A 653-nucleotide genomic window follows, 5' to 3' on the forward strand; every position below is an offset into this window, starting at 1 on the left:
AGAAATTCAGTTCGCCGCCGCCAAGCTTGCCCATCCCAATAATCAACATCGGTTGAGCTTCACCCTCTGCATTTGTTGGCGTTCCCCATTCTGCGCAGCAAATTTTGTATTGCCATTGGTATGTCTCAAAGATCATCGCCTCTGCCAATTGGGACAAATGACGTAATGACTCTTCAAGTGTCCAAGCATGTAAGAAGTCTTTCCACGCGATGTAGACCATTTCTCGATTTCGGAACTGACGCAGAACGCGATGACCAGACATTTCATCTGGGCATTCTGCCAATAAAGCGGCCAGACGGGTGCGATAAGCTTGGTGTCGGCTAAGCTCACTTAACATCCTTGGTAACTGCTGCGCGAGAGCCTCGTCACGGTGAATGGTTTCCGTAATAAATTGGCTCAACGCCGAGACGTAATGAAACTGCTCTACGACCTCATTTGGCCATGATTGAAGGTAACCCGCTTCTTGGGCATTTTGAACGGCAGATTCGGCGACAGAGACCAGTGACGAAGGCAGCTGCATGTTTCTTCCTTGTGTGAAAAGCACGGTGATTCATTCTTTATACCAGACTTAAAGCAAATAAAAACGCCCACAAAAGGTTTGTGGGCGTTTTATCAAATCCAATTCGCTTTATACGCTAAATGACTTAATCTTC

At 46.7% G+C, this 653-nt stretch carries 1 pseudogene; it reads right to left on the minus strand.

Going from position 1 to position 653, the window contains the following annotated elements:
• Positions 1-520, minus strand: a pseudogene (locus tag R7Q09_RS26200) (bifunctional glutamine synthetase adenylyltransferase/deadenyltransferase); the annotation flags it as partial.
• Between the last annotated feature and the right edge of the window lie 133 nt (positions 521-653).

This window comes from Vibrio sp. 2130-1 (genome assembly GCF_033339515.1).